This is a genomic window from Corallococcus sp. EGB, assembly GCF_019968905.1.
Classification (GTDB): Bacteria; Myxococcota; Myxococcia; order Myxococcales; family Myxococcaceae; genus Corallococcus.
Map to the genome: position 1 here is coordinate 3,141,818 of NZ_CP079946.1, position 20,972 is coordinate 3,162,789.

Below are 20,972 nucleotides of genomic sequence, written 5' to 3' on the forward strand. Positions count from 1 at the left end.
CCAGAGGCGACACCGACATGCACCAGCTCACCGACTTCCAGCGCACCCTCTCCCAGCCGGCCGTCTGCCGCGGCGTGGGGCTCCACTCGGGGGTGCCCGTGACGCTGACCCTGAAGCCCGCGCCCGCGGGGCACGGCATCGTCTTCGTGCGCACGGACCTGCCGCGCCCGGTGAGCATCCCCGCGCTGGCGGAGTACGTGGTGGACACGTCGCTGGCCACCACGCTGGGCCGCGACGGCGTGAAGGTGGGCACGGTGGAGCACCTGATGTCCGCGCTGGCGGCGCTGGGCATTGACAACGTGCGCGCGGAGCTGGACGGGCCGGAGGTGCCCATCATGGACGGCAGCGCGGCCCCCTTCACCCACGCCATCATGGAGGCCGGTTCGCGCGAGCTGGACGCCCCGCGCGAGTACCTGGTCATCAAGAAGAGCGTGGTGGTGTCGGACGGCGACAAGCAGGCCTCGCTCACCCCCGCCCGGCGCTTCCGCATCAGCTGCACCATCGACTTCGAGCACCCCGTCATCCAGGGGCAGTCCTTCGACGTGGACGTGAACGACCGGGGCTTCTCGCGCGAAATCTCGCGCGCCCGCACCTTCGGCTTCCTGCGCGACGTGGAGAAGCTCAAGACGCTGGGCCTGGCGCGGGGCGGCTCGCTGGAGAACGCGGTCGTCGTGGACGAGGCCGCCATCCTCAACCCGGACGGCCTGCGCTTCCCGGACGAGTTCGTGCGCCACAAGATCCTGGACGCCATTGGCGACGTGTCTCTGTTTGGCCGGCCGGTCATCGGGCACATGACGGCGTTCAAGACCGGCCACGCGCTCAATCACAAGCTCGTGCGCAAGGTGCTGGCGGACCCCTCCAGCTTCGACATCGTCACCGCGCGCCGCCGGGACGTGGAGGGCCGTGAGGCGGGCCGTGGAAGCCTCGCTGGTGCGTTGGAGTTGGAGCCCCTGGTCGCCTGAACGGCGGACTGGCAATTCCTTGCCAGTCTCTGGGACCTCTATTAAGTCGGCGGCCTATGTCCATGCGCTCTACTCGCATCGCCCTGGCCGCCCTCCTCGCGGCATCCCTCACCGCCGGCTGCAACAAGGAGAAGGCTCCGGCCAATGCCCAGGCGCCCGCCGCCCAGGCCCAGGCCGCCAATGCCGCGGAGCCGTCGCCGGACACCGTGGTGGCCACCTTCGGCAACGGCCAGAAGGTGACGTTCGGTGAGCTGAACGAGCGCATCAAGGAGCCGCTGGCCAACCTGGACAAGCAGAAGTACCAGCTGCGCAAGCGCGGCCTGGAAGGGCTGGTCACCGAGCGCCTGGTGAAGGAAGAGGCGACGAAGCGCGGCATCACCGAGGACCAGCTGCTCAAGGCGGAGATCGACGACAAGATCCCCGCGCCTCCGGAAGAGAAGATCAAGGAGGTCTTCGAGGGCGCCAAGGGCCAGCTGCCGCCGGGCGCGACCTACGAGCAGATGAAGCCGCAGATCGTGGAGTTCCTGTCCGGCCAGCAGAAGCAGGAGGTGGCCCAGAAGTTCTTCGACTCGCTCCGCCAGTCCGCCAACGTGAAGTACGAGCTGCCCGAGCCCCCGCGCCCGCCCGCGGAGCGCAAGCAGGTGGCCGCCACCGGCCCGTCCAAGGGTCCGGAGAACGCGCCGGTCACCATCGTGGAGTTCAGCGACTTCCAGTGCCCGTTCTGCAGCCGCGCCATCGGCACCGTGGACCAGGTGATGAGCACCTACGGCGACAAGGTCCGCCTGGTGTTCCGCCAGTTCCCGCTGGAGTTCCACAAGCAGGCGGAGAAGGCCGCCGAGGCCGCGCTGTGCGCCAACGACCAGGGCAAGTTCTGGGAGATGCACGACAAGCTCTTCGCCAACCAGTCGGCGCTGGGCGTGGATGACCTGAAGAAGTACGCGGGCGAGCTGAAGCTGGACACCGCCAAGTTCAACAAGTGCCTCGACTCCGGTGAGAAGGCCGCGACGGTGCAGGCGGACCAGGCGGACGGCTCCAAGGTGGGCGTCAACGGCACGCCGGCGTTCTTCATCAACGGCATCATGCTGTCGGGCGCGCAGCCCTTCGACGAGTTCAAGAGCATCATCGACGCGGAGCTCAAGGGCGCGAAGTAGTCCGGCGGTACCTGCAGGGAGGGATGCGGTGGCGTCCAAACCCAGGGCCACGCCCCGCGTGAGCGGCGAGGCGGCTTCGCTCGAACTGGAGCGGCCGCTCGCCGCCGTCGTCTCTCCCACCCGGCCCCTCACGGCGCACTTCCTGGCGCCGGAGGGGCTGGTGCTCCTCCCGGAATCCCACGGCGCGGCCGGCTTCTTCGCCGGCAGCCTGGAGACGCTCTCGGTCGAGGAGGTCTTCGCCCAGATTCTTTCGGGCATCCGCACCGGCCAGCTCGTCGTGCAGCACGGCGGCGTGCGCCGCACGGTGGCCTTCCGCGACGGGCAGGTGGTGTTCGCCACCTCCAGCGAGCGCTGGGAGCGCCTGGGCGCGGTGATGGTGCGGCTGGGGCTGTTGACGGAAGCGAGGCTCACCCAGGCCCTGGCGCAGGTGACGCCCGCGCGCCGCATCGGGCAGGTGCTCACGTCGCAGGGCATCGTGTCGGAGGCCAGCCTCTACAGCGCCATGACCTTCGTGGTGCGCGAGGTGGTGCTCAACCTCTTCGAGATGGTGGAGGGCAGCTTCCTCTTCCTGGAGGCGAAGTCCCCGGCGGTGGACGCGGTGAAGCTGCCGGAGCGCACGCGCGACCTGGTGCTCACCGGCATCAAGCGCGCGGAGGAGACGGGCCGGCTGCGCCGCCGCTTCCCGGACGACATGCGGGTGAGGCCGGGCCCCCAGGGCGCGCTGCCCGGCGAGGAGGCCCTGTTCGCGAAGCTGGGCGGGGGCACGACGCTGGGCGCGCTCCGGGCCGCCTACGCGGGCAGCCAGTACGCCTTCTACACCGGCGTGGAGGAGGCGGTTCGCGGCGGCCACCTGGCCGTCAGCATTCCAGAGGCGCCCCCGGTCCCCACCCCCGCGGTGGAGGGCATGGCCTGGGAGCTGTTGTCCGCGGAGGAGCGCTACAACCTCCTCCTGTCGCTGGTGCACCGCGCGCTGCGCGAGGCGGGCCGCGACGTGGACCTGCTGCGCGGCTTCGTGGAGTCGCCGCCCCCGGGCCTGGAGAACGCCTACCAGGGCGTCACGCTGGGGCCGGACGGGCGGGTGGACGTGGCCCGGCTGCGCGCCAACGTGTCCACCAGCGGCGGCGAGGCCGTGGGCCGGGCCATGGCGCTGGAGGCGCTGGACGCGTTCGTGTCCTACGCGCTGTTCTCCGCGCGCAACGTGCTGCCCGCGGACGTGGCAGAGCGGCTGGCCAACACCTACCGGACCCTCCAGGGCGGCCTGGCCTAGGCCCGGGCTGCCGCGCGGAAGTTTTCTCCGTCGAACAGCGCACACCGCCCCCGTGTGCCCCTGGCGGGCCCGGAGGCGGGTGCCCACGTTTTTCCCCACGGCTGGCGGCAGGCGGGGGACGAGCGACATGGGCGCGATGCGGATGTTGGGGTGGGGAGTGCTTCTGCTGAGCACGGCGTGTGGCGCGTCCCGGACGGCGGTGACGCGGGCGGAGGAGCCCGGCACGGGCGGCTCCGGTACGGCCTCGGACGCGTCCGCGGTCGCGTCCACCACGCGGCGCTACGTGGACGAGGACCTGGGCTTCGAAATCATCCGGCCCACGGCGGAGTGGCAGCTGGACGAGACGAACGAGCGCACCCCGGAGGGGCTGGCGATTCCCGTCATCCTGCGCCACCGCGTCACGGGGGCCCAGGTGGTGCTGCAGGTGGCCCCCGGCGTGGCCACGCCCGTGCAGTTCGCGGAGCGGCTGACGCAGGGGCTGCGCCAGCAGCCGGGCTTCGTCACCACGGATCCGCGGCCCATCGCGCTGTCGGACAACGCGGTGGGGTTCGACTTCCAGGTGGGGGAGGGCGTGCGCGGCAAGGTCGCCGTGCGCGAGGGCAACTCCGGCCGCGTGCTGATGATGCTCGCCACCTGGCCCGCGGAGGCCTCCGCCACCATCACGGAGAGCGTGGACGCCCTGATGGCGGGCGTCCGTCCGCTCCCGGAGCCGAGCGTGGCCGTGCGCTCCACGCCGCGGACGCCCTGACTCAAGGAGCCCGGAGCCCCACGCGTTCAAGCCGCGTGGGGCCGGGGCGGGACGTCCCCTACGCGCGGGCGGACTTGCCCCTGGCGCGCTTCGCCGCGGGCTTCGCGGGGGCCTCCGCCTTCACGCGCTCCGGCTGCGAGGCGACCTCGGTGGCCTTGCGGCGCACCAGCTCCACCAGCGTGCGCGCGCCCACGCCCGTGGCGCCCTTGTTGAGGTAGCCGCGCTCCTTGGGGCTGTTGGACGGGCCGGCGATATCCAGGTGCACCCAGGGCGTGTCGCCCACGAACTCCTTGAGGAAGAGGGCCGCGTTGATGGCGCCGCCCCAGCGCTCGCCGGAGTTCTTCATGTCCGCCACCTCCGACCGCAGCGCGTCCTTCTGCAGGTCGCTGACGGGCAGGCGCCACATCTCCTCGCCCGCGGCGCGCGCGGCGGTGAGCACGCTGTTCACCGTGGCGTCGTCGTCGCCGAAGGCGCCCACGATGTAGTTGCCCAGCGCCACCATGCACGCGCCCGTGAGCGTCGCCAGGTCGATGATGGCGGACGGCTCGTGCTCGCCGGCCCAGGTGAGCATGTCGCCCAGCACCAGGCGGCCCTCCGCGTCCGTGTTGGTGATCTCCACCGTCTTGCCGGAGCGCGCGGTGAGGATGTCACCGGGCTTGTACGCCGTGCCGGACGGCATGTTCTCGCACGCGCCGATGAAGGCGTGCACGGGGAAGGGCGGCTTCACCACGGAGCCGATGACCTTCATCGCGGCCAGCACCGCGGCGGACCCGGCCATGTCCGTCTTCATGTCCACCATGCCCTCGGTGGGCTTGAGCGACAGGCCGCCCGAGTCGAACGTGATGGCCTTGCCCACCAGCGCCAGCGGGGCGCGCTTCGCGTCCTTCGCGTTCTTCGGCGTGTAGACCAGGTGGATGAGCCGCGGCTCCTGCACGCTGCCGGCGGTGACGCCCAGGAACATGCCCATGTTCAGGCGTTCAATCTCCTTGCGCCCGCCAATCTCCGCGGTGAGCCCGCCCTCCTTGGCGGCCTGCTGCGCGGCCTGCGCCAGCTTCGTGGGCGTCACCACGTTGGGCGGCTCGTTGACCAGGTCGCGCGCCCAGTTGACGGCCTCCGCCAGCTTCAGGCCCAGCGTGAGCGCCTCGTCCAGCGCGCGCGACTTCTCCGTGCCCTCCGGCAGGGACAGCGTGGCGCGGCTGAGCTTGGGGGCGCCCTTGTCCTCGCGCGCCGAGGACTTGTACTTGTCGAAGCGGTAGACGCCCAGCTCCAGGCCCTCCACCACCGCGCGCACGGCCGTGGCCGCGTCCTCCGTGGCGGGCACGCGGAAGCCGATGGCCGTGGCCTTCAGCCGCTGCGCCGTCTTCGCCGCGCGGCCCGCGGCCAGCCGCAGCACCTCCGGCTGGAAGCGCGCGCGGTTGCCCAGGCCCAGGAGCAGGACGCGGTCCGCGCCCAGCCTTCCCAGGGTGTGCAGGAGGAAGGACTGATCCACCTTGCCCTTGAAGCCCTCCTGGGAGGCGGCGGCGCGCAGCTTGCCCTCCAGGGCCGAGTCCGCGGCCGTCAGCGGCGCGGGGGCGGAATCACCCAGCTCGCCCTCGAAGAGGGGGATGACGAGCAGCTCACCGCTCACCGGCGCGGCTTCACCGGAGACGAGACTGAATTGCATGGCGACGTGGACTCCTGGGACAAAGAGGGAGGGGGTGATCCGGGGGGCGTGACTGTAGACGCGCCGCGTGTTGCTCGCAAAGCGCTGGTTGCCACTCAAGCATTGCAATGCCCCGGCGCGCTGGATAGCTGTGCATTCCCAATGCCCACCCTGCTGCTGCATCTGACGGCCATCGAACGGTTGGCCGCCCACCCGGACGGGCTCCCCGCCGAGTGGGTGCGCGCGTTGTCCGAGGACCTGCCATACGCGCGGTTCGGCGCGGTGCTGCCCGACCTGCCGCTGTGCGCCGGCGTGCGCGGGGGACTGGGCGCGATGATCCAGCCGGAGGCCGGCTGGCCGCTCTTCGCGAGGCTGTACCACGAGCGCGCTCCGGTGGGCCTGGGCCTGAAGATGGCGGAGCTCGTGGCCTCGGGGGCCCTCGTGGGCACGGAGGCCGGCCTGGCCATCCTCGCCGGCTACTTCACGCACCTGAGCCTGGACCGGCGCCTCCACCCGCTGGTGGACCAGCTGGTGCTGCGCCACCGCCGCATGGGCGAGCGGGCCTGGGACGCGCGGCGGCAGGTGGAGTGGGCCCAGACGCTCTTCTTCCTCCGTGAGCAGGACGGCACGGACGGGGTGGGGACGTCCCGGCTGCGGGACAAGTTCCAGGTGGTGAAGAGCCCCGGCATCCCGCTGCGCGGCATCGGCCGGGGCATCTATGAGCTGGTGCGGCTGGCGTCGCAGGAGCGCGTGGGCCAGGCCCCCACCAAGGCGGAGCTGGACGGCTGGGTGCGCGGGCTCTACGTCTCCGGCCTCTTCCTCTCCAGCCCGCTGGGCCGCGTGCGCGCGCTGCCCGCCTTCTCACAGCTCTCCTTCCAGGAGCTGTACCGCAATGATCACTTCGACTTCGCGCGGGAGCTGGACGCCGCGCTGGACGTGACGCGCGGGCTCATCCGCAAGCTGAATGGCTACATGGCGCGCGGCACCTACACGCCGCGCACTCGCGCGCGCTTCCTGGAGGAGTTTCCAGAGGGCACGCTGGGCGCCACCGCCGCGTAGTGAACGGATCCACACGGCCCGCGTCGCAGGGCCGCGTCCGAGTGCAGGGCATCCGACCAATCGAGCAGGTAGCCCCCGGGGATGAGCCGCTATCCGAAGCGAAGTGCGCCTCCTATCCTCGATAGGGAATGACGGTCTTCCTCCTCATGGCGGCGGGTGTGTTGGCGGGTGGTTTGGGGGCGCTCCTGGGCATCGGGGGCGGCATCGTCCTGGTGCCGGTGCTCGTGCTGGGTTTTGGAATCCCGCTGGAGCAGGCCGTCCCCGCGAGCCTGATGTGCGTGGTGGCCAACTCCTGCGCCGCCGCCGCCAGCTACGTGGAGAACAAACTGAGCGACTTACGGCTGGGGCTGGCGCTCGAGCTGGCCACGGTGATGGGGGCCATCGTCGGCGGGCTGGTCGCGGCCTTCGTGGCGGAGGCGATGGTGGCCGTGGTGTTCGGCCTCTTCACGCTCTTCGTCGCGCTGCAGATGATGCTCTTGCGCAACCCCGTCCAGGAGCCCGCGACGACGGCCAACTACGTGCCCGGCAACTACCCGCTGGGCATCTCCGGCTCGTTCGTGGCGGGCGGCCTGTCCGCGCTGCTGGGGGTGGGCGGTGGCCCGCTGAAGGTGCCGCTGATGACCTACGGCATGCGCGTGCCCTTCAAGGTCGCGAGCGCCACCAGCAACCTGATGGTGGGCGTCACCGGCGCCGCCAGCGTCGCGGCGTATGCGTGGCGCGGGCAGTTGAATCTCGGGCTCGTGGCCCCGTTGGTCGTAGGGGTGCTGGCCGGAGCCTCCGTGGGCAGCAAGCTGATGCTGAAGACGCCGACCGCGGTGCTCAAGAAGCTCTTCGCGGTCGTCCTGTTGGTCGTGGCCGGACAGATGTTGTGGAAGGGAGGGGAGGGGTTGTGGCCGAGCGTATGGAAATGAGTGAAGCGGAGCCTGAACTACCCGGTGTCCACCCGTCGGTGATGATTCCGGAGGCAGGACCACCCCGTCGCAACGTGCAGGCGACGTCGGTGGCGTTGGACGCGGACCTCCACGAGGAGCTCCCGCAGGAGCCCATCACCCAGCCGGAAGCGCTCCCACGCGAGCGCCGGGGAGCCCGGAGGCTCGCCGCCGGTGAGCGGTGGATCGCCCGGGTGCTGCGTGCCGGAGCCGTGGCGAGCGGGTGCATGTTCGTCACGTCACTGGGGCTGGAGCTGCTGCCGCGCGACGAGTCCGTGCACGTGGCCATCGACCTGCTGCGCAAGGGCGCGGCGTCCATGCTGCTGGTGACGCCGGTGGCGCGGCTGGCGATGGCGGGCACGCTGTTGGGCCTGCGCGGCGAGTGGCGCTATGCCGCCATCGCCGCGGGCGTCATGGGGTTGCTCGCGCTGGCGGTGGGCGCGGGCTTCCAGGCCTGACGCACGGCCGGAGGCAACAGGACCGCGCGCGGGGCTACACGCCGCGCGCGGCGAAGTGCGCGAGGACGCTCTTCACCTTCGCCACCTCGTCGTGCTGCTTGAGGTCCTCGTACATGGGCAGCACGGCCTCGAACTGCTCGCGGGCTGCGGGGTAGTCCTGCAGGTAGTAGCAGGACAGCCCCAGGTCCCAGCGCGCGCGGGCCTCGTAGACGTGGTCATGCAGCTCGCCGTACACGTCCACCGCGCGCAACAGGTGCGGCCGGGCGTTGTCGTGGTGGCCCAGGAGGCCCTCCGCCTCGCCCAGGAGCAGGTGCCCCAGCGCGAGCGCCTCCGGGTCCTCGCCCTGCTCCAGGAGCGGCACGGCCTCCAGGAAGCGCTTGCGGGCGGGCTCGTACTCGCCCTTGGCCATGCGGATGTCGCCAATGTCCAGGAGCAGCCTCGCCATGCGCTCCGTGTTGCGCGTCTGGCGGTAGAGGATGAGCGCCTCCTGGTACTTCTCCTCGGCGCCGTCCACCTCGCCCATGGCGCGCAGGGACTCGCCGATGCAGGCGCGCGTGAGCGCCTCGCCCTCGCGGTCGCGCGATTCATTGAAGAGCAGGGCGGCGGTGGCCATGTGCTCGATGGCGCCCTTGTGATCCTCGAAGTAGGCCTTCACCACGCCCAGTCCGAAGAGGGCCTGCGCCTGGCCGGCCTTGTTGCCCGCGGTCTTGAAGAGGCCGTAGGCCTCCTCGTAGTGCTCGCGGCTCGCCGCATGATCCTCCAGCATCCCGTACAGCTCCGCGAGCGCCACCAGCCCCTGGCCCACCTCCGCGGGCGAGCCGGTGATGCGCAGCGGGGCGAGCGCGTTCTTCTGCTTCTGGATGGCGTCGGCGATGTGGGCGCGTTCGTTGTCAGACGGGTGCATGTCAGTTCTCGTGAACCTTGCGGCGGCGGGCGGCCCTGTCCAACGAATCCTGCTTCTCGCTGGATTCAGCGCCGTTGCCAGGGGCTTCCGCGTTTCCGTTGCGCTCGCCCTTCTCCTTCTCGTGGACGAGCAGCGGGGAGAAGAAGCAGTCCTTCTTCGTGTACTCGTCGAAGGCGAAGGCGAAGCGATAGCTGGCGGCCGCGCGCTGGTTGCAGTCGGTGCGCTCGCAGAAGCGGCAGGAGATGCCGCTGGGGATGGCGTCCTTGCGCAGGTCGTTGGTGGGCAGGCCGTACGCCAGGTACTTCGCGTTCTCCGCGTGCGTGCCCAGGCCGATGGAGTACGCCGTCCCCTTCACGATGGAGCCCTCGATGGGCTGCAGCTGCACCTTCGCGAAGCAGAAGTACGTCGTCCCGTCCGGCATGATGGAGTACTGCCGGGTGAGCTGGGACGGGTTGAGGAACGCCAGGTGCACCGCCCACTTCGCGCAGGAGCCACCACCGGACGCGAAGCGGATGCCGGTGCCGCTGTAGCGCTTGGAGATGTTCCCCGCGATGTCCGCGCGCAGGAAGTGGAAAGGCAGCCCCTGGCGCTTGGGGTCGGACAGGTTGCAGATGCGGTGGGCCACCGTCTCGTAGGTGGTGCCGAAGACGTTGGAGAGCAGCTCCACGTCGTAGCGCGTGCGCTGCACCTCCTTGAAGAACTCGCCGTAGGGCAGCATCAGCGCGCCGGCGAAGTAGTTCGCCAGGTTGACCTTGATGAGGCGCTCCGTCTCCCCGTGGCGCATGCGGCCCGCGCCCAGGATGCGCTCCACCAGCTTCTCGCGGTCCATCACCATCAGGCCCATGGACGCGGCCACCTGGAACTTCAGCGGCTGCTCCGTGAGGTCCGGCGACAGCGTGAGCGTGCGCGCGTCCAGGTCCAACCGGCGCACCACGGAGGAGCCGCTGGCCGCGCGTTCAATCTGCACCTTGAAGTCGAACCGCTCCTCCAGCATGCGGATGAGCTGGCTGCTGGTGAGCTGCTGCTCCAGGCGGAAGTCGCGGCGCAGTCCCTCGGCCTGCTCCTCCAGCTCCGGGAAGTAGTTGCGGTGCTTCTCCAGGAAGTCGCTGACCTCGTCGAAGGGCGAGTAGTCGAAGCGCACGCCCGGCGTCGTGCTGCCCGGGCCGGACGTGGAGCCCTGCGTGCGCGTGCGCTCCTCCACGTTGAGCTGCGCGAGCACGTTCTCCAGCTGCGTGCGCGTGTTCTTGTAGAGGTTGAACAGCGCCGCGACGGTGCCGGCCAGCTTCGGTTCCGCGGACAAGGACTGGAGTGACTCCGAGTCGATGTCCAGGCTCTTGAGGAGCGGCTCATCGAGCAGCTTCGCCAGGGCCTCGTCCACGCGGCCCTCGCCCAGCGTGGACATGAACTGCTCGGGGTCCTGCTCGAAGTAGCGCAGCGCCTTCCACAAGAGCGGGAAGGGCATCACGCGCTTGCCCTTCTCGATGAGATTCAGGTACGCGGGCGACACGCCCAGGTCCTTGGCCGCATCCGCCTGCTTGATGTTCCGCTGCAAGCGCAGGCCTCGAAGCTTCAGCCCCACGTTCGCGTTCAGAGCGTTGTCGTTGTTCATGGCTCCAACTCCCGGTGGGTCGCGTCGGACGCGCGCTCCGACACCGGGTCTCTGGATCCACTCTGCAAACCGATTTACCGATTTGCAATCAACGTTTTCGGTCAGCTGGGGCGCTGTCCCGCAGGCGACGCGCGAAGGGTTGACTGCCTCCACCCTGGGCTTACAGGGACGTAATCCCATGTAATCACGCAGCTTTCAGGCGCCCCGGGTGTATGGCGGCGGCGCCCGGGCACCACGTTGTCAACCCTTGACTGACGCGCTGCGACACCACTGGGGAAAAGTCAGTAAAAAGCGCCGGAATTTTTACAGAGTATTAACGACGCTCCTGGAGGCGCTGGAAGACGAGCGCGACGTTGGTGCCGCCGAAGCCGAAGGAGTTGCTCATGACGGCGTCCACGCGCGTCTCGCGGGCGGTGTTGGGCACGCAGTCGAGCGTGATGCGCGGATCCTGGTTCTCCAGGTTGATGGTGGGGGGCAGCACGCCGCGGGTGAGGGCGAGGATGCTGATGACGGCCTCGGCGGCGCCGGCCGCGCCGTTCATGTGGCCCGTCATGGACTTGGTGGAGGAGATGGCCAGCTGCTTCGCCGCGTCGCCGAACACCCTGGCCACGCCCTCCATCTCCAGGACGTCGCCGATGTCCGTGGAGGTGCCGTGGGCGTTGAGGTAGCCGATGTCCGCGGGCGCCACGCGCGCGTCCTTCAGGGCGGCCTTCATCGCGCGCTGGGCGCCCTCGTGGCCGGGCGCGGGCGAGGTGACGTGGTAGGCGTCGGAGCTGGCGCCATAGCCCGTCAGCTCCGCGAGGATGCGGGCCCCGCGGGCGCGGGCGTGCTCGTACTCCTCCAGGATGAGGATGCCCGCGCCTTCCGCGAGCACGAAGCCGTCGCGGTCCCGGTCGAACGGGCGGCTCGCCGCCTGGGGCGCGTCGTTGCGGGTGGACAGGGCCTTCATCGCGGCGAAGCCGCCCACGCCCAGCATGGAGATGGGGGCCTCCGCCCCGCCCGCGACCGCCACGTCGAACTCGCCGCGCTGGATGCCGCGCATCGCTTCGCCAATGGCGTGGGCGCTGGTGGAGCACGCGGAGTTGGTGGACCAGGACGGGCCCTTGATGCCGTGGCGCATGGAGACGTAGCCGGGCGCCATGTTGATGATCATCTGGAGGATGAAGAAGGAGCTGATGCGGTCCGGCCCCTTCTCCAGCGCCTTGCGGTGGGTCTCCTCCAGGCTGCCAATGCCGCCGATGCCGGAGCCGATGACGGTCGCCACGCGCTCGGCGTTCTGCTCGGTGATGACCAGCCCCGCGTCTTCAATGGCCATGTCCGCCGCGACCACCGCGAACTGCGCGAAGCGGTCCATGCGGCGCACCTCGCGCCGTTCGATGGAGTCCTCCGGGTTGAAGCCCTTCACCTCGCCGGCGAAGCGGCAGTCCAGGGCGCTCGCGTCGAAGAGGGTGATGGGCCCCACGCCGCTCCGGCCGTTCACCAGCGCGTCCCAGCTCTTCTCCACGCCGATGCCACACGGGCTGATGAGCCCCATTCCCGTCACGACGACGCGCCGCTGTCCCATCACGAGCTCCTTGACCCCAAGCATTGACCGGGATGGTATTATGACCATCCTTCCATGAGTTCAAGCCCGGGAGTTTCATGATGAGCGAGCAGGCAGGGAATCCGCGCACGCGGACGGTGACGTGGAAGGATCCCCGGGAGGGGGCCTCCGCGGCGAAGAAGCTGTCGGGCCTGGAGTACCTGCGGGCCATCCAGCGCGGGGAGCTGCCCGCGCCGCCCATCGCGGAGCTGATGGGCTTCACGCCGGTGGAGGTGGAGGAGGGGCGGGTGGTGTTCGCGGTGAAGCCGGGCGAACACCACTACAACCCCATCGGGATGGTGCACGGCGGGCTGGCCGCGACGCTGATGGACTCCGCGATGGGGTGCGCCATCCACACGATGCTGCCTTTGGGCGCGGGCTACACGACGCTGGAATTGCACGTGAACTACGTGAAGGGCATCGCGCACGACACGGGGCAGTTGTTGTGCAGGGGCGAGGTCATCCACCTGGGCGGCCGCGTGGCGACGGCGCAGGGGCGCCTGGTGGACGAGAAGGGCACGCTCTACGCGCATGGCACGACGACGTGCATGGTGTTCCGCCCGCCGGGCGCGGGCGGCAAGGAGTAGGGACAATGCGCTACACCGCCGAGCACAAGCAGGCCACGCACGCGCGCATCCTCGCGGCGGCGGAGAAGCTGTTCCGCGCGGAGGGCTTCAGCGGCGCGAGCGTGGAGCGGGTGATGAAGGCCGCGGGCCTGACGGTGGGCGGCTTCTACGCGCACTTCGCCTCCAAGGAGTCGCTGCTCGCGGAGTCGCTGAGCGCCTTCATGTCCGCGAACAGGACGCGCTGGCTCGCGGGCCTGGGCGCGGCGCGGGGGACGGAGTTCCTGGAGCGCTTCGCGCGGCGCTACCTGGGCCAGTACAACCGGGAGACGGGCGACACCGCCTGCATGATGCCGTCGCTCCTGTCGGACCTGACGCGCGCCACTCCGGAGGTACAGGCCGCGTTCGGGCAGGGGCTGGAGGACCTGGTGGGCCAAGCGCAGGTTCAGGTTCCCGCGCGCGAGGGCGCGACGCCCCGGCAGCAGATGCTGGCGACGGTGGCGCTGTGCTTCGGCGCGATGACGCTCGCTCGGGCCACCGCGACGCAGCCGCTGGCGGGGGAGATATTGGACGCGGCGCGCGCGCTGCTCATCGCGGGGGCGCCCGTGGAGGAGGGGAAGAAGGCATCCCCTCGGAAGCGCCGCCGGGCGGCCATCGTGGACGCGGGGAGCACGTCCGTGCGCCGGGCCCGCTCGTCGCGGAAGAAGCCCCACTGAGTGGACGCGCCGACGGCGCGTCGGCATTCCGCGCTGGACGGCAGGGCGGCCGCCGTGGAGTCCTTCCGCGCGGATGACGGACCGGGTGAGCAGGGGGCTGCGATGAAGACGCTGGTGGCTCGCGCGGGGCTCCTGTGCCTCGCGCTCACGCTGGGGGCCTGTGCTTCCGTGCCCCTCGCCGCTCCGTGGGAGGCCGCGGATCACCTCCGCTACACCATCGTCTACACGAACGACCCCGCGCCGGGCCTGAACGTGGAGGTCCTCCTTCCGCGGTCGCTGCCGACGTCGGTTCCGCGCTCATCTCCGCTCGACTTCCTCTTCCGGCAGCCGGGACGGGTGCGGTCCCTGGTCGGAACGGGCGAGGACGGCACCCGCTTCGAGGTCTTCCCCCAGGCGGGAGGCGCGGTGCAGTTGCCCCGGGGAACGAGCGTCGTTCGCTACCACTACCCGCTGGCCTCCTCCCGTGGGGGCGGTGGCCGGCACATGTTCGGAGGAATGGGGGAGGGGGACGCGTGGCACGTGGCCGGCAAGGCCTATCTCCTGACCCCCCGCCACGTGACGCCCGAGCTGCGGGTGGACCTCACCGTGTCCGGCACGGACGCGCTCCTGCCCTGGACGCCGGACGACCGCGGCGTCTACCACCTGCGCGGCGAGGACCTCATCGACGCGGGCTTCCACGCCTTCGGCGGCAGGCGGTGCACGGTGCGCAGCGGTGAGTCCGTGCTGGAGGTCGCGCTGTTGGGCCGCTTCACGCACCTGACGGACGCGGACCTCTGCGCATGGCTCGAGCAGGCCGGGCGTGAAGTGCTCACCGTGCGCAAGGCCTTCCCGTATCCGCGCGTCACCGTGCGCGTCGTGCCCGTGCCCGGCGAGAACACGCCCGGGGTCTTCGGCATGACCCAGTGGAGCTCTCCGCCCAGCATCTCCATCCTCGTGGGGCAGGACGCCACCGCCGCGTCCTTCGCGAAGGACTGGGTCGCCCTCCACGAGATGCTCCACCTCACGCACCCGGCGCTGGTGCCCCGGGAGGCCTGGCTCACCGAGGGGCTGGCCACCTACTACACGGAACTCGCCCGCGCTCGCTCCGGACGCCAGACGGCACAGCAGGCCTGGCAGGAGCTGGCGGACGGCTTCGCGCGAGGCCGCGCCGCCGCACGCTCACGCACCATGAAGGAGGCCATCGCCGAGGAGGGGAACTTCCAGGCCATCTACTGGACCGGCGCGCTCTTCGCGCTCCACCTGGACGTGGAGCTGCGCCGCGCGACGCAGGGCCGGGCCCGCCTGGAAGACGTGCTGGAGCTGCTCGCCACGCGTGGCCCCATGGCGACGCTCGCCAGCTTCGGCGAAGCCGTGGACGCGGTCGCCGGTCAGCCCCTCTTCGATGCACTGCTCGCACGCCATCTGCCGGCCCCCGCCTTCTCCGAACAGGCTGCTTTGCTGGAGGAACTTGGCGTCAGAATTGACCCAGCTGGCGTCAAGCTCCATGCTGCCCCGAGCAGTGGGGTGCGTGAGGCGCTGGATGGCGGGCGGACCGCGGATGACGCGGGATGAACCTCAGGAATGAGAAAGGGCCGTAACCGATTCCTGGTTGTCGCGTATCGCATGCATCCGCGAGGTTCGCGGCATCCGAAGATGAGGTCCGCCATGTTCCGCAGCGTCCTGATGCTCGCCGCCACCCTGTCGCTGTCCGCGTCCGCCGCGGAGCCCGCGCCATCCGAAAAGCACTTCGTCTTTCATGATCCGAACAGCCGCGACACGGTGATGTTCGTGCTGGACGCGCCTCTGGAGGTCATCAACGGCCTGTCCAACCAGGTGACGGGCCGCGTGGACGTGAAGGGGCAGAAGGCCAGCGGCCGCTTCCAGGTGCCGGTGAGCTCCATCAAGACCGGCAACGAGACGCGCGACGGCCACCTGCAGAACGACCGCTGGCTGGACGCGGCGAAGCACCCGGACATCGTCTTCGAGTTCAAGGACGTGGCCCTCCCCGCGCCGCTCGCCAACGCGAAGCCGGTGGTGCTCAAGACGAAGGGCACCTTCACGATCCACGGCGTCACGCGCGAGGAGCCCGTGGAGGTGACGGCCACGTACCTCCAGGAGACGGCCGAGACGAAGAATCGCGCCGCGGGTGAGCTCCTGCGCGTGCTTGCGAAGTTCCAGATTCCCCTGGAGGCCTATGGCATCCAGCGCACCGAAGCGCTGCTGCTGAAGGTGGGCGAGCGGGCCGATGTCACCGTTGACGCCTGGGGCTCCACGCAGTTCAAGCCGTAGCAGTCGTTGTCTGTCCCCCCCGTAGTCACCCCACGCGGTATGAAAGGAAGCAACACATGAACGTCAAGGCTCTCGCGGCGGTCGTCGGCACCCTGTCCCTCGGCGCCCTGGCCACCGGCTGCGCGTCCAACAAGGCCTCGGAGGGCAAGGTGCACGCCGCTTCGCCGGGCGCGCCCGAGGCCTCCGAGTCCAGCGCGGCCCCCGCCGACGGCGCTGCGCCCGCCGCGACCCACGAGAAGGGCGCCGAGGGCAGCTGTGGCGCCGGTTCCTGCGGCGCTGGCTCCTGCAGCGGCAAGAAGTAGTCATCGCCCGGGAGGGCCTGCGTGACAGGTCTCCTCCCAGGCTCGCGGGCGGCGGGAAGCGTTCTTCCTGCCGCCCGTGTTGTTTTCCGCCTGTCGCATCCGCTGTCCCGGCTTCCAGCTGTCCCGACCTCCAAGGAGGAGCGCCGCATGCCGTCCCCCCGCTACGCAGACCGCCATGGATTGAAGCCGCTGGGGGCGGGTATCGGGTTGCGCCGCGACTTCTACGAAGCGCTGCCGCGCACGCCGCGCGCGCTGGACTGGGTGGAGATCATCCCGGAGAACTTCCTCACGCTGGGGGGCCGCTCCCAACGCGCCCTGGACGCGTGCCGCGAGCGCTGGACACTGCTGCCGCACGGCGTGGGGCTCAACATCGGTGGGCCGGACGCGCTGGATGACGACTACGTCACCCGCCTGGCCGCGCTGGTGAGGCGGCTGGACGCGCCGTTCTTCTCGGATCACCTGTGCTACTCGCGCCTGGGCGGCGTGCACCTGCACGACCTGTTGCCGCTGCCCTTCTGCGAGGCCGCGGTGGAGCACGTGGTGCCGCGCGTGCGCGAGGTGATGGCGCGCGTGGAGCGCCCGTTCCTCCTGGAGAACCCCAGCTACTACGCGGCCATGCCGGGCGGCACGCTGAAGGAGGCGGACTTCCTGCGCCAGGTGGTGGAGGCCGCGGACTGCGGCCTGCTCCTGGACGTGAACAACGTCTGGGTCAACGCGCGAAACCACGGCTACGACCCGCGCGCCTTCGTGGACGCGCTGCCCCTGGAGCGCGTCGTGCAGATCCACCTGGCCGGCCACGACGTGCGCGAGACCGTCCTCATCGACACGCACGGCGACCGCGTCTGCGACGACGTGTGGGCCCTGTACCGCTACACGCTGGAGCGCACCGGCCCGGTGTCCACGCTGATGGAATGGGACCAGGCCATCCCGTCGCTCGACGCCGTGCTGGACGAGGCGGATCAGGCGCGGGCCGTGCTCGCGGAGGGCGCGCGATGAAGCCGTCGCTGAGGCACTTCTTCGACAGCATGGACGCGTACCTCGCGGGCCCTGCTGGTGCCGAAGGGTTGTTGAAGCTCTCCGCGTCGCACCCGGGCTGGGACGTGGATCCGGAGCGCATGGCGCTCTATGGCCAGTTCGTGCGCGGCCACGTGCGCTCCACACTGGAGAAGCTCTTCCCGCTGACGCGCGAGGCGGTGACGCCGGGAGCATGGGACGCGCTGGTGGAGGGCTACACCCTCACGCGGCCCGCGCGGCACTACGAGCTCAACCGCCTGGGCGAGGGCTTCGCGCCCTTCATCGCGGACGCCGCGGACAGCCGCGGGCTGCCTGCGTTCCTGCCCGCGCTCGCGCGCTTCGAGTGGACGGACTTCGCCGTGTTCGCCTCCGAGGAGGTCATCCCGGAGGCCGTGGAGCGCCTGACGCCCAACCCCACGCTGATGGTGCTGGAGCAGCCCTACCGGCTCTGCGCCTTCGTCCGGGCCCATGGCGCGCAAGCCGTGCCCGCGGAAGGGGAGGAGCTGGCGCTGCTCTGGCGCCACCCGGAGCGGCTGGTGACCTTCTACATGGAGGCCACGCCGCCCGCGCTGCTGGTGCTGAAGATGGCCGTGGAGGGCCTGTCCGAGGACGCCGTCACCCACGCCACCGGCATGGCCGCGGCGGACGTCCACGCGGAGGTGGTGCGCTTCGCGAAGGACGGGCTGGTGCTCCTGCCGGCGTCGGCTCTTTCCTGAGGAACGTCTTCTTCCGGGCGGTTTCGCCGCAGCACGTCAAGCCTCAAGTGTCCTTCGCGGATCCTTTCGTGAAGACGCATGGCTAGGTTTGCGTCCAACATCGCGCAGGAACCCACCCGGAGGTTTTCCATGAAGAAGACGCTGACCGCCGTGCTGCTGTCGCTGACCCTCGCCGCGCCCGTGATGGCCAAGGAGATTGCGGGGGTGAAGTACCCGGATACCGCCACCGTGGCCGGCAAGGAGCTGAAGCTCAACGGCGTGGGCCTGCGCAAGAAGGCCATCTTCAAGGTCTACACCCTGGGCCTCTACGTGGAGAACCCCACGCAGGACGCCACCGCGCTGCTCAACGCGGACGAGGTCAAGCGCGTGCGCATGTTCATGAAGCGCGACCTCAAGAAGGAGCAGATCACCGAGGCCATCGAGAACGGCTTCAAGAAGAGCGCGGGCGCGAACATGCCCAAGCTCCAAGCGCGCCTGGACAACTTCAAGAACGCCATCCCCCCGGAGGTGAAGGAGGGCCAGGAGCTGACGCTGACCTACGTGCCCGGCAAGGGCACCACCGTGCAGGTGACGGGCGGCCAGTCCATCGAAGTGGAGGGCAAGGACTTCGCGGACGCGCTCTTCTCCGTGTGGCTGGGCAAGGACCCCGTGGACAGCGGCCTGAAGGAAGGCATCCTCGGCAAGGAGGACTGAGCCTCCTCGCGTTTCACCCCCAGTCCTTCGCGCGCCCCGCGAGCGTCCCCTCTTCACGCGGAGGGGGCGTTTTCGCGGGGCGTCGTCGTTTTCACGCGCGGCGCCATTGCTTCAATGGTGGACAGCCGCGGACGCCCCTGTCACAGGCGAGTGAGCTGAAACTGGAATGCCCCCGCGCATCAGGGGTTGATGCGCGCCGGATCCTCACCCCTGTCCGAGCTGGAGAACGCTTTGAAGCGACTGGCCCTGTTCGCTGCCTCCTGTGTCCTTGGCGCCGCCTGCAAGACGGCGGAGCCCACCCCCGAGCCGCCCCAGGCCTCCACCCCGGCCCCCGTGGCCGCCGCCGCGCCGGCCACGCCCGCGCCCGCTCCGGAGGCTTCGAATGTCCCCATGTCCGAGCGCCCCATGCCGCCGGGCCTGGACGCCGCGGTGATGGACCCGTCCGTGAACCCCTGTGACGACTTCTACCAGTACGCCTGTGGCGGCTGGCTGAAGACCACGGAGATCCCCGCCGAGCGCGCGCGCTGGAGCCGCGGCTTCGAGACGGTGGCCGAGCGCAACCAGGCCGTGCTGCGCGACATCCTCACCAAGGCCGCGGAGGGGCAGGAGCAGGGCACCCCGGAAGAGAAGAAGCTGGGGGACTTCTACGGCTCCTGCATGGACGAGGCGAAGCTGGAGCAGTCGCTGCCCACGCTGCGCACGTACCTGGCGAAGATCAACGGCATGAAGACGCCGCAGGACGTGGCCAAGGCGGTGGCGTGGCTGCACGCGCGCGACGTCAACGCGCTCTTCCGCGTGGGGTCGGATCAGGACCAGAAGGACTCCACGCAGGTCATCGCCTACGTGGACGCCGGCGGCCTGGGCCTGCCGGACCGCGACTACTACCTCAAGCCGGACGCGAAGATGCGCGAGGCGCGCACCGCGTACCAGGCGCACGTGCAGAAGGTGTTCGAGCTGTTGGGCGACGCGCCCTTCGTGGCCAGCCGCAAGGCCACGGGCATCATGGCCATCGAGACGCGGCTGGCCAACGCGCGGCTGCCCAAGGACGAGACGCGCGAGCCGGAGAAGGTCTACCACCGCCTGGAGCGCCAGGGCCTGAAGCAGCTGGCGCCCGCCTTCCAGTGGGACACGTACTTCGCGCAGGTGGGGTTGCCGCCGGGTGAAGCGCTCAACGTGACGCAGCCGAAGTTCTTCTCGGAGGTGTCCGCGCTGGTGCGCCAGCAGCGCCCCGGCGACCTGGGGCCGTACCTGTCCTACCACCTGGTGAAGGACGTGCAGACCGCGCTGCCCAAGGCGCTGCGCGACGAGTTCTTCCGCTTCGAGTCCTCGGTGCTCACCGGCGCCAAGGCGGACCTGGCGCGCTGGAAGAAGTGCGTGGACGCCACGGACGACGCGCTCCCGCACGCCCTGGCCAAGCCCTTCATCGCGCGCACGTTCGGCGCGGACGGCAAGGCCACCACGCTGGACATGGTCCAGCAGATCGAGCAGTCCTTCGAGCGCAACCTGGACACGCTGTCCTGGATGGACGCGGACACGAAGGCCCAGGCGCTGGTGAAGGTGAAGAAGATCACCAACAAGATCGGCTACCCGGACCAGTGGCGCAGCTACGACGGTCTGACGGTGAAGCGCGACTCGTTCCTGGACAACCTGCTGGCGGCGGACGCGTTCGAGCAGGCGCGCCAGCTGCGCAAGGTGGGCCAGCCGGTGGACCGCCAGGAGTGGTTCATGTCGCCGCCCACGGTGAACGCCTACTACAACGCGGCCACCAACGAGATTGTGTTCCCGGCGGGCATCCTCCAGCCGCCGTTCTTCGGGCGGGACGCTTCCGCGGCGGTGAACTTCGGCGCCATGGGCATGGTGGTGGGCCACGAAATCACGCACGGCTTCGACGACGAGGGCCGCCAGTTCGACGCGGACGGCAACCTGCGCACGTGGTGGACCCCGGCGTCGGACAAGGCCTTCCGCGAGCGCGTGGCCTGCGTGAAGAACCAGTATGACGGGTACACCGCCGTGGACGACGTGAAGGTGAACGGCAAGCTCACCCTGGGCGAGAACGTCGCGGACCTGGGCGGCCTCAAGCTGGCGTACGCGGCCATGGAGGCGTACCTGGCGAAGCACCCGGACCAGGCGGCGAAGGCCAGCTCCTACCGCTTCACGCCGGGGCAGCAGTTCTTCCTCGCGCACGCGCAATCGTGGTGCTCGAAGATTCGTAACGAGGCTGCGCGGCAGCGGGCGATGACGGATTCGCACTCGCCGGCGTTCCTGCGCGTGAAGGGGCCGGATGTGAACCTGCCGCAGTTCCAGCAGGCCTTCTCCTGCCCCGCGGGGTCGCCGATGGTGGCGCCCGCCGCGAACCGCTGTGAGGTGTGGTAGGCCTTCGGGCCCTACC

The 20,972-nt window shown here is 70.1% G+C and carries 20 protein-coding genes; 16 read left to right on the forward strand and 4 right to left on the reverse strand.

Annotation, left to right across the window (positions count from 1 at the left end):
- Window positions 1-17: 17 nt before the first annotated feature.
- The 4 genes from lpxC to KYK13_RS13480 all read left to right on the forward strand — a co-directional run bounded on the left by lpxC (window position 18) and on the right by KYK13_RS13480 (window position 4,128).
- Window positions 18-962: a UDP-3-O-acyl-N-acetylglucosamine deacetylase gene (gene lpxC / locus KYK13_RS13465; protein WP_223644712.1), complete on the forward strand. Its 945-nt coding sequence runs from the start codon at window positions 18-20 to the stop codon at window positions 960-962.
- 56 nt (window positions 963-1,018) lie between these two features.
- On the forward strand, window positions 1,019-2,113 hold the full coding sequence (locus KYK13_RS13470) for a thioredoxin domain-containing protein (protein ID WP_223644714.1): 1,095 nt from the start codon (window positions 1,019-1,021) through the stop codon (window positions 2,111-2,113).
- A gap of 28 nt (window positions 2,114-2,141) precedes the next feature.
- The gene (locus KYK13_RS13475) at window positions 2,142-3,380 is read left to right on the forward strand and encodes a DUF4388 domain-containing protein (protein ID WP_223644716.1); all 1,239 of its coding nucleotides are present in this window, start codon (window positions 2,142-2,144) and stop codon (window positions 3,378-3,380) included.
- 127 nt (window positions 3,381-3,507) lie between these two features.
- Complete coding sequence (locus tag KYK13_RS13480) at window positions 3,508-4,128, forward strand: hypothetical protein (protein ID WP_223644718.1); 621 nt, start codon at window positions 3,508-3,510, stop codon at window positions 4,126-4,128.
- Between the two features lie 58 nt (window positions 4,129-4,186).
- Here KYK13_RS13480 and KYK13_RS13485 read toward each other — a convergent pair whose 3' ends face one another.
- Entirely contained in the window at window positions 4,187-5,791 is a 1,605-nt protein-coding gene (locus KYK13_RS13485; protein WP_223644720.1) for a leucyl aminopeptidase, read from the reverse strand.
- 141 nt (window positions 5,792-5,932) lie between these two features.
- Between KYK13_RS13485 and KYK13_RS13490 the strand changes: the two genes are divergently transcribed.
- From KYK13_RS13490 to KYK13_RS13500, 3 genes are all read left to right on the forward strand, one after another.
- Window positions 5,933-6,829: a hypothetical protein gene (locus KYK13_RS13490; RefSeq protein WP_223644722.1), complete on the forward strand. Its 897-nt coding sequence runs from the start codon at window positions 5,933-5,935 to the stop codon at window positions 6,827-6,829.
- Between the two features lie 128 nt (window positions 6,830-6,957).
- The gene (locus KYK13_RS13495) at window positions 6,958-7,740 is read left to right on the forward strand and encodes a sulfite exporter TauE/SafE family protein (RefSeq protein WP_223644724.1); all 783 of its coding nucleotides are present in this window, start codon (window positions 6,958-6,960) and stop codon (window positions 7,738-7,740) included.
- Window positions 7,737-8,216 carry a hypothetical protein gene (locus KYK13_RS13500; protein ID WP_223644726.1) on the forward strand — a complete coding sequence of 160 codons (480 nt, stop codon included), beginning with the start codon at window positions 7,737-7,739 and terminating at the stop codon, window positions 8,214-8,216. The genes KYK13_RS13495 and KYK13_RS13500 overlap by 4 nt, the downstream gene beginning before the upstream one ends.
- 34 nt (window positions 8,217-8,250) lie before the next feature.
- On the opposite strand, the gene KYK13_RS13505 is transcribed toward KYK13_RS13500, so the two are convergent.
- The 3 genes from KYK13_RS13505 to fabF form a co-directional block, all read right to left on the reverse strand.
- Window positions 8,251-9,120: a tetratricopeptide repeat protein gene (locus KYK13_RS13505; RefSeq protein ID WP_223644728.1), complete on the reverse strand. Its 870-nt coding sequence runs from the start codon at window positions 9,118-9,120 to the stop codon at window positions 8,251-8,253.
- Between the two features lies 1 nt (window position 9,121).
- On the reverse strand, window positions 9,122-10,729 hold the full coding sequence (locus tag KYK13_RS13510; protein ID WP_223644730.1) for a short-chain fatty acyl-CoA regulator family protein: 1,608 nt from the start codon (window positions 10,727-10,729) through the stop codon (window positions 9,122-9,124).
- A gap of 313 nt (window positions 10,730-11,042) precedes the next feature.
- A complete protein-coding gene (gene fabF, locus KYK13_RS13515; protein WP_223644732.1) occupies window positions 11,043-12,293 on the reverse strand; it encodes a beta-ketoacyl-ACP synthase II in 1,251 nt (416 codons plus the stop codon).
- A gap of 80 nt (window positions 12,294-12,373) precedes the next feature.
- On the opposite strand from fabF, the gene KYK13_RS13520 reads away from it, so the two are divergent.
- From KYK13_RS13520 to KYK13_RS13560, 9 genes are all read left to right on the forward strand, one after another.
- The gene (locus KYK13_RS13520) at window positions 12,374-12,898 is read left to right on the forward strand and encodes a PaaI family thioesterase (RefSeq protein ID WP_223644733.1); all 525 of its coding nucleotides are present in this window, start codon (window positions 12,374-12,376) and stop codon (window positions 12,896-12,898) included.
- A 5-nt stretch (window positions 12,899-12,903) separates the two neighbouring features.
- The gene (locus KYK13_RS13525; RefSeq protein WP_223644735.1) at window positions 12,904-13,590 is read left to right on the forward strand and encodes a TetR/AcrR family transcriptional regulator; all 687 of its coding nucleotides are present in this window, start codon (window positions 12,904-12,906) and stop codon (window positions 13,588-13,590) included.
- Window positions 13,591-15,141, forward strand: coding sequence for a hypothetical protein (locus KYK13_RS13530; RefSeq protein WP_223644737.1), 1,551 nt, complete (start codon window positions 13,591-13,593; stop codon window positions 15,139-15,141).
- 93 nt (window positions 15,142-15,234) lie between these two features.
- Window positions 15,235-15,858 carry a YceI family protein gene (locus KYK13_RS13535; protein ID WP_223644739.1) on the forward strand — a complete coding sequence of 208 codons (624 nt, stop codon included), beginning with the start codon at window positions 15,235-15,237 and terminating at the stop codon, window positions 15,856-15,858.
- Window positions 15,859-15,914: 56 nt separating this feature from the next.
- A complete protein-coding gene (locus KYK13_RS13540) occupies window positions 15,915-16,160 on the forward strand; it encodes a hypothetical protein (RefSeq protein ID WP_223644740.1) in 246 nt (81 codons plus the stop codon).
- Window positions 16,161-16,307: 147 nt separating this feature from the next.
- The gene (locus KYK13_RS13545; RefSeq protein ID WP_223644742.1) at window positions 16,308-17,156 is read left to right on the forward strand and encodes a DUF692 domain-containing protein; all 849 of its coding nucleotides are present in this window, start codon (window positions 16,308-16,310) and stop codon (window positions 17,154-17,156) included.
- Entirely contained in the window at window positions 17,153-17,890 is a 738-nt protein-coding gene (locus KYK13_RS13550) for a DUF2063 domain-containing protein (RefSeq protein ID WP_223644744.1), read from the forward strand. Before KYK13_RS13545 ends, KYK13_RS13550 begins: the two co-directional genes overlap by 4 nt.
- 129 nt (window positions 17,891-18,019) lie before the next feature.
- The gene (locus KYK13_RS13555; RefSeq protein ID WP_223644747.1) at window positions 18,020-18,583 is read left to right on the forward strand and encodes a chalcone isomerase family protein; all 564 of its coding nucleotides are present in this window, start codon (window positions 18,020-18,022) and stop codon (window positions 18,581-18,583) included.
- A 231-nt stretch (window positions 18,584-18,814) separates the two neighbouring features.
- On the forward strand, window positions 18,815-20,956 hold the full coding sequence (locus KYK13_RS13560) for a M13 family metallopeptidase (RefSeq protein WP_223644749.1): 2,142 nt from the start codon (window positions 18,815-18,817) through the stop codon (window positions 20,954-20,956).
- The last annotated feature ends 16 nt before the right edge of the window (window positions 20,957-20,972 follow it).